7 protein-coding genes are annotated in these 8,233 nt (G+C 35.2%); 2 read left to right on the forward strand and 5 right to left on the reverse strand.

The window, feature by feature from the left end:
• Nucleotides 1-46: 46 nt before the first annotated feature.
• The 4 genes from KO527_RS16475 to KO527_RS16490 all read right to left on the reverse strand — a co-directional run bounded on the left by KO527_RS16475 (nucleotide 47) and on the right by KO527_RS16490 (nucleotide 6,129).
• Nucleotides 47-2,710 carry a glycoside hydrolase family 16 protein gene (locus KO527_RS16475; RefSeq protein ID WP_216041378.1) on the reverse strand — a complete coding sequence of 888 codons (2,664 nt, stop codon included), beginning with the start codon at nucleotides 2,708-2,710 and terminating at the stop codon, nucleotides 47-49.
• Between the two features lie 366 nt (nucleotides 2,711-3,076).
• Nucleotides 3,077-4,066 carry a YncE family protein gene (locus tag KO527_RS16480; RefSeq protein WP_216041379.1) on the reverse strand — a complete coding sequence of 330 codons (990 nt, stop codon included), beginning with the start codon at nucleotides 4,064-4,066 and terminating at the stop codon, nucleotides 3,077-3,079.
• A gap of 96 nt (nucleotides 4,067-4,162) precedes the next feature.
• Nucleotides 4,163-4,993, reverse strand: coding sequence for a LytTR family DNA-binding domain-containing protein (locus KO527_RS16485; protein WP_216041380.1), 831 nt, complete (start codon nucleotides 4,991-4,993; stop codon nucleotides 4,163-4,165).
• Between the two features lie 8 nt (nucleotides 4,994-5,001).
• Nucleotides 5,002-6,129: a histidine kinase gene (locus KO527_RS16490; RefSeq protein ID WP_252733811.1), complete on the reverse strand. Its 1,128-nt coding sequence runs from the start codon at nucleotides 6,127-6,129 to the stop codon at nucleotides 5,002-5,004.
• 232 nt (nucleotides 6,130-6,361) lie between these two features.
• On the opposite strand from KO527_RS16490, the gene KO527_RS16495 reads away from it, so the two are divergent.
• The gene (locus tag KO527_RS16495; RefSeq protein WP_216041381.1) at nucleotides 6,362-6,895 is read left to right on the forward strand and encodes a hypothetical protein; all 534 of its coding nucleotides are present in this window, start codon (nucleotides 6,362-6,364) and stop codon (nucleotides 6,893-6,895) included.
• On the forward strand, nucleotides 6,888-7,466 hold the full coding sequence (locus KO527_RS16500) for a uracil-DNA glycosylase family protein (protein WP_216041382.1): 579 nt from the start codon (nucleotides 6,888-6,890) through the stop codon (nucleotides 7,464-7,466). The genes KO527_RS16495 and KO527_RS16500 overlap by 8 nt, the downstream gene beginning before the upstream one ends.
• Before the next feature lie 75 nt (nucleotides 7,467-7,541).
• Here KO527_RS16500 and KO527_RS16505 read toward each other — a convergent pair whose 3' ends face one another.
• Nucleotides 7,542-7,754 carry a hypothetical protein gene (locus tag KO527_RS16505; RefSeq protein ID WP_216041383.1) on the reverse strand — a complete coding sequence of 71 codons (213 nt, stop codon included), beginning with the start codon at nucleotides 7,752-7,754 and terminating at the stop codon, nucleotides 7,542-7,544.
• Between the last annotated feature and the right edge of the window lie 479 nt (nucleotides 7,755-8,233).

The following is an 8,233-nucleotide window of genomic DNA, read 5'->3' on the forward strand; positions in this document are numbered from 1 at the left end:
CGTTGCAACTGAGCCAATGAATGGCTCTATTTGTAATTTCGAATGATTAAGGTGCTGTAATAACAACATTGTCTAGGCGGTAAATAGCGCCCTCACCCGTGCCCCAAGCAGGAAAAACCATTAATACATCAATTTGACTGATATCTAGCCCTGCATCAAATAGACTCTGTAATGAAAATGTATAGGTTTGCCATTGTCCAATCACTGGCGCAACTCCTTCTTGCGAAGCTGTAAGATTTAACTCAGCAAACGTATCTGCATCACCAGATTCAATTTTAAATATCCAGGTAGCATCTGGATTAATTGGTGCTTCAATTACTTTCATTTCAAATTGCACTATGCCATTACTCAGTAAATTCGAAGCATCTAAATAAACCTCTTCATCAGCCAGTAATCCCATAACAGTAGGCGCACTACCAATAATAAATTGAGCAGTCAAACCATGTTCTGTATCATCATTTTCAATTGTTGGCGTAGAACCACCACAACAATCCCAGATAGACCATTGTTCTGTCGCTTTATCATCAAATAAAACATGACCGACATAATCATCTGCCGAATTTGGATCGTATACTTTTAGATTATCAATACGATACACAGCACCTTCACCTGCGCCCCAAGCAGGAAATATCATTAATACATCAATAGCACTAACATCAAGACCAGCATTTGCTAAATCAGACAATTTGAAGGTGTAAGTTTGCCATTGGCTTGCAACAGGCAGGCTCGCCTCAGCACTTTCACTAAGGGGTAACTCTGCAAATGAAGCACCGTTATCCGATTCAACCTTAAACATCCAAGCTGCATTGCTATCATTTGGCATATCAACTACTTTCATATCAAATTCAATCACGCCATTAGCTAATATCCCTGTTGCATCAAAAGGTGCTGGCTGCGCATCTGGATCTGTTATATTGCCTTCACGTGATATAAAACCCATAACTGTAGGGCTTTCACCAATCGAAAATTGTGCTACAGCGCCATGAACTTCATCATCCATTTCAACTGTTGGTATAGAACCACCACAACAATCCCACATTGGCCAGCTGGTATTTTCTTCATTTTCAAACACAGTCAGATTTGGCGAACTAATATCAGCTGAAATTTCTAAGTTAGTAACTTGATATACAGCGCCTTCACCAGCTCCCCATGCAGGGAAAATCATTACAACATCAATAGCACTAGGATCTAAACCAGCTTCAATAAGCTGCTGTAATGGAAAAGTATAGGTTTGCCACTGCCCTGTAGTTGGGTTTAATGCTTCTTCACTTAAATTTAACTCAAGCTCAGCAAACTCAGTACCACCAACACTTTCTACTTTTAAAAACCAAGGGGCATCAGGATTATTTGGAGCTGAAACCACTTTCATATCAAAACTCACATTACCAGTTTCTAAAATAGGTGACGCATCAAATGGACTTGCTTTACCATTAGGATCTACAATGTTAGCTTCTCTTGAAATAAATCCATTCACAGTCGGTGATTCACCCACACTAAACTCAATAACATCACCTTTATCAACATCATTGATAAGTGAAGGTGTTGAACCACCACAACAATCCCATGCTGGCCAGTTAGGGTTTAAAGTACCTGAAAAAATGGTTAAATTTTGAGGAATGCCACTTGAAGGTGGAGACGGAATAGGCGCTTTACCAACAACTAATGCATCATCAAGGCTATCGTAACCAGCTCTGACAGTTTCACACCCTTTACCCGTATCTGGATTTTGGTTACATTGATAAACTCGAATATAATCAACTTCAAAACGTTGACCATTAGTAAATGCATCAGCATCTACACCTAAATTATTTACATTTTCAGGCCAATTTCCGCCTACTGCAAAGTTAATGATCATAAAGAATTTTTGATCAAAAGGCGCTGCATCCCAATGTGTAGATAACTCACCGGATACCAGATTATAATACTCAGCAAACCAACCTTGATGTGCTAAACCTACAGCTTGATCTTTACTGTTATAACGTACTTCAGACTGTCGTTGCGTTGCATATAAATAACCATCTAAATACCAACGGATTTCACCTTCTTGCCACTCAATTGCATAAGTATGAAAATCGTCAGCTGGATTGATCCCATCTGGAATCGAGTAAGCTTTACCTGAGTGTGCATTATCAGGCCATTCTTTTCCGTAATGTAATGTACCGTAAATTTGATTTTCAACGACATCTTCATCATTGACAGTTTTAAGATTAACAGCTTCTAAAATATCGATTTCACCAGATTTAGGCCAACCACCATAAGTTTCGTCCGTTGGTAGCATCCAAAATGCTGGCCAGCTGCCTTGCCCACTGGGTAGCTTAGCTTTGATTTCGAAACGCCCATATTTAAAATCAGCTTTATGCTTACTAATTAAACGCGCTGACGTATAGGGCTGTTCAGCGCCCTCACCCGCAGGTAACGCTACAATATTTAACACACCATCTGCAATATAGGCGTTGTCACTGCTGTCGGTATAGCACTGTTTCTCTTGGTTGCCGCCCCCTAAACAATTAACCTCATGTGTCCATTTTCTTAAATCAATGCTACTTGCATCAAATTCATCGCTCCAAACCATTTCCCAGCCACTATCTGGTTTTTTAATATCTATATGACTTGTGTCAGTGTTAGTTTCAACACTGCCACCACAGCCTTGTATAGATGCCAGTGATGCTAAAGCACATAACTGTGTGAACTTACTGATTGTTTTATTCATAATCAAATCCAAGTACCGACTTATCTTTATTTACATCAAACAATGCTTTCGATTTTTTATTTATGACATTCAATGATGGCCCGTTTTAAAACAGCTATAACTTTAAAATGATCAGATATAGCTTGCTCCCCATGTTAGATACTGGAAGATGAGTGATAGACTTTCAATTGATATGCGCCATCGCGAGATGTTAATGCGGTGTTACGTTTAATTGAGTGAAAGTACGATAAGAGGAGATGAAAATAGGACCAAAGGGTTAATTGCTATTAAATGTTATTAACAAGGTTATAAAGACAGTTAAAACTGTAACTTATAGGAACTACAGTTTTCGTGTGAAAAGATTTTTTTGAAATCAGCTCTCTTTGTTTATTGTAATTCTAAAGGTGAATACCCTATCCCATCAGGTCCATCTCCTGTAGGTAATTCAAATAAGGTTTTACCGGTTGGAATATCAATGACTACCACTTTATCTTTACCATAAGAAGTCATAAATAAAATGCGATCATTTGGGTGAAAAACTAAACCATTTGGTATTGTCCACAAGCCAAACTTAACTTGCTTTAATTTATTTTTATTCTTTACATCAATAATATCAAGCGTATTTTTTTTAAAATCGCTAATAACAGCAAATTTTTCATCTCGCGTTAATAACACTCTATATGGAAAACTAAACCCTTTGAATTGCTTTATTAAACCGCCATTTATTAAATTAAACACACTCACTAAACCATCCTCATTACTGCCAACCCAAAGCTCAGTACCACTTTTATTCACTGTGATCGCTTCAGGTATATTGGGCGTCGCAATTTTGCGAAGTAAAGCGCCTGACTCAACATCTAATTCAGATACCGTATTAGAATCCATATTAGTGGTATACACACGCTCACTAGACTCAGGTATAGCGACCATATGTGAGCCTTTTTGTTGTGTATCAATCACTTTTTTAATTTGACCTGAAATAATATCAACAATTACCACGCTATCTGAGCCTTCTGAGGAAACTGCAACGCTTCGCTGATCTTTTAAAAATAATACGCCATGAGGACTAGGATATTGAGACAAATCTATGGTTTTTATCTTTTTTGCTTGTTGAACATCAAAAACTGTTAAGCTATTACCACCAATATAATCTGTTACAATAGCTAAGCGTCCATCTGCACTCATTGCCAATTCGTGAGGTCCTTTACCTGTATCTTGGGTGAATTTGATTTTACGACTTTGTAGATCAATAAAATTCACTGTATCATCTTTTTTATTGACCACCACAAGTGTTCCTATCAACTGTGTGTTACTTGCCTTAACGGGTATGGTGCTAAAAACACAAAATAAAACTATAAAAGTTATATAATTAATCATTTTTAAAAACTTCTCCTTTTATCTAATAGACTAAATAGCTACATTCAGAAAAGCAAAAAAAGGATGTGAAAAAATATTCCATCTACATAAAAACAATTACATCTGTTTCGAATCTAATAACGCTTGAATCGCACTACTATAATTTCGACTGACTTTTAACTGAATATCATCACCTAGTTCTAAAAGGCTTTCGCTGTTACGTAATGAACGAATACGCTTAATGCAATTGATATTAACTAAGGTAGATTTATGTATGCGTTTAAAAATTCGATCATCTAATTGGTTTGCTAATTTTTTCATCGTGATACGCACTATATGGGTTTCATTAGCGGTGTGAACACACATATAATCACCAGCAGCATCAATCCATCGGATCTCTTTTACTGATAGAAATACTTTTTCGTTGTCACTATTTTTAATCACTAATTCTTGGCAAAAATTGGTCGGTAATTCAGAGTCACTTTCTAACCACTCTTCAAGTTCTGAAATTGCCAAACCAGACGATTCTTCTAATGCTTTAAGCAACTTATATTTTTCTTTATCTGCATGATGAGGGTTTCTCCTTTGTATGATCCGATCAACTGTTTTTTTAAGCCGATTTAGATTTGCTGGCTTTAATACATAATCAATTGCATTTAATTCAAAAGCATCGATTGCATATTCTCCATAAGCGCTGACAAATACAATCATAGGTAAAATATCAGATTGAAGCACTTGCACCACTTCAATCCCGTTTAAACCCGGTAGCTGTAAATCTAAAAACAAAATATCAGGGCATAATTCGTGGCACAGCTGTATTGCTTGATCGCCATCAGTTGCCTGGGCAATCACATTTATTTGAGGTATTTTTTCAAGCCGTAATTTTAATCCTTCAAGTGCAAGCGGCTCATCATCAACTATTATTGCGCTAAAAATTGGCTCATTCATTAATGCACTCACTTTTCAAAAGGAATTGAAATATAAACCTCAGTGCCTTTATTCTCACCTTGAGATATATTAATTTCATAGTTACTATTAAACATCGCATCTAAGCGTGCTTTAGTATTTGTTAGACCAATACCAAATCCAGCTTTCGATTTTGGTTTTATACCTTCCCCATCATCTATGATCTTTAGCACTAATCGGTCATGCTCATGCTTTGCCATAATAATAATGGTGCCAGGCAGTTTATTTGGCTCTATGGCGAACTTGATGGCGTTTTCTACTAATGGTTGTAACAGCATACTGGGTACTTGCGCATTAAGTACAGATGAACAAATATCCATTTTTATATTTAATCGCTCACCAAACCTGACTTTTTCAATTGATAAGTAAAGATCAAGTAATTCTATTTCCTTTTTTAAACTGGTATTTGATTTATCATTTTTATCTAATGTATAACGGAAAAACTCACAGAGCATATCCAGCATTTCATTAGCTTTATCATTATCATGTTTATATATGAGAGTAGATATCGCATTCATTGTATTGAACATAAAATGGGGATTAAGTTGATATCTGAGCATTTGTAATTGCGCATCTTTAGCAGCAGTTTGTGCTCGTAATAACATTTCATGCTCTTTTTGTAATCTCGTGTTATAGAGCATTACAAAAAATATCGCTGTCCAAACAAACATAGTCGTTAAAGAAAACAATAACCAACCACCAAATTCCAGCATATTCCATGCTTCATTCCATGGTTGGTTATAAACAATCACTTTATAACAGCTGAGCTTTATAATGTTATAAACTAATCCTAAAATTGCAGCAAAAATAAAGCTGAGCGCTAATGTAATATTTAATGGCAAGTGAACAACACGGCGAATAAGCAACCATTGAATATAAGACAAAACAAAACCACTCAAGGTTTCTACAAGAAGATTAATGATTTGCCCAGAGAAGTTAAAGCCCGGTTCATCGAGCTGCGGCCTCACTATCGCAATAAAAACAACAATGGCATAACCTAGCCAACCAGCGATTTGTAGAGTCCAAAATTGTCTATTGATATTTGAAAATGTATTAGGCGCTAATTCAAGCCTACTTTCTTTATTTGTTTCTTGCATTTGCATCACATGTAAGCTCATATTTCATCAGAAATGGCATATCCATTTAAATCATATCTAAACAATTCAATGTATAACACTTAGATATACAAAAAGTACAATTGCGCTAAGGCGTGCATAATTTGAGATAACACCCAGCATATTATTTATAAATACAAATTTGGACCGTATTATATATTGAATGTTTAAGTATGATTAGCAATACCAATCATTTAAAATAATTCATAATACGATTTATAATTGAAGACTTTAAATGACAACATCTATTGGTTTTGGCTGCCCAAGTTTTAAATTTGCTATTTATATCGCTAATCAGCCAAATATGTCAGAATATCAAAACCTTGATTCTGTTTTACCAGTAACTCAAGGAGAGATTTATGCCATAGGCCAAGCATGTGGTAATGGTTGGCGTAAAGTATTTAATGTGTATGCAAAGTTATTATTTGCATTAAATAAAAAAGATTTTGATTACTGTAAGAGCTCACTTACATGGCAACAATATAGAGATGACTATTTATTACAAAACAACACTCAAACTGCACTATTATTTAGCCCGCCAATAATTAAAGAAAACTCTGATACTATGCATATTATTTGTGGTAAAACTTATGCTAAAGAACTTATTAACTCCGATAAATTAAAGCTTGAATTAACTTGGTTAGATAATGAATTTGCCATAGATGAGGGCAGTAATTTGATAGTATGTCCTTACTTAGATTATCGACAACTATCAAATATTAAAATAGAACGGTTATCTAAAATGTTAAGTAAATTAAAACATGCTTGAATACCTAAAAGAAAAAGTAAAAAACTGTGTTTTGTGCGAAGCAGACTTACCGCTTGGACCACGTCCTGTTGTCCAACTTAGTAATGAGTCTAAGATATTGATTGCAGGGCAAGCTCCGGGGCTTAAAGTTCACCAAACTGGTGTGCCATTTAATGATGCCAGCGGCGACAGATTACGCCACTGGTTAGGTGTAAATAAAACCGATTTTTATGATGATACAAAATTTGCCATTTTACCTATGGGTTTTTGTTATCCCGGTAAAGGAAAATCTGGAGATTTACCACCTAGAGCCGAATGTGCAATTACTTGGCGTGAACAACTATTAGCACAATTAAAAAATATAGAATTGACTATTGTAATTGGTCAATACGCACATGCTTACCATTTACCCAATGCCAGTAAAAAACTCACGGAAAACGTAAAAAATTGGCAAACGTTTTGGCCTAATGCCATTCCCTTACCTCACCCTAGTCCTAGGAATAATATTTGGTTAAAGCGTAATGATTGGTTTGAAGTGGAAGTGTTACCGCCTCTAAAAGAAAAAGTACAAAAGCTACTATCTAAAAAATAATCTTATAAACAAATAACCTAAACATATTAAAAGCTCATAAAATTGCTTTTATGAGCTTTTAAAATAAATAAAAATTTATCTACCGTAATAATTACACGCTCCACGGCTTGTATATGCCTTAGAGCTTGCTTTGTACCAACCTGAGCCTGGGCTATATTGGGCACAGGTTCTAAATCCATTCACTTTACTAGCATAAACGTACCAATAACCTGTTCCCGCTGAAGCCACAGGAGCAGCCGTAGTCATTGCAAGTGCAGCTGCGATGATAGAAGCTTTAACCAATTTCATATGATAATCCTTATTTATCTATTAATATTCGAACTTTAAAAAGCGTCATTACTTTTCAAATAGACAATAACATCAGTACCCATAAAAGGTAAGTGTATTTTTATGAAATTTTAACTTCTCTTACTAATCTTTCAAATTAATACATATTTTTTATAATAATGTCGTTTAATAATTAAAATAGGATCAACCACAAAGTATTATCGAAAGAACAAAGCCATTCCACTCAATTAAATAATTATATAAATGCACTTCACAATAGCGATGACAAAATAATTGCCTTTGAATCACCTTTCGACTTACCCATATGTAAATTTATAAAAGCTCGTATCGGCCTGACAACTAGATAAAACCGACTCATAAATTTATTATTGTATTTCAGCTATAAAAGAAGTGAAAGACTGCCAAGTAATAGATCAATAACATTGCCAATTTCAAGTATTTAAAGATTGGTTTAACATCAGATATTAGATATTAGATAT

The sequence above is a fragment of the Pseudoalteromonas sp. C2R02 genome (assembly GCF_018860845.1).
In the GTDB taxonomy this organism is placed as follows: Bacteria; Pseudomonadota; Gammaproteobacteria; order Enterobacterales; family Alteromonadaceae; genus Pseudoalteromonas.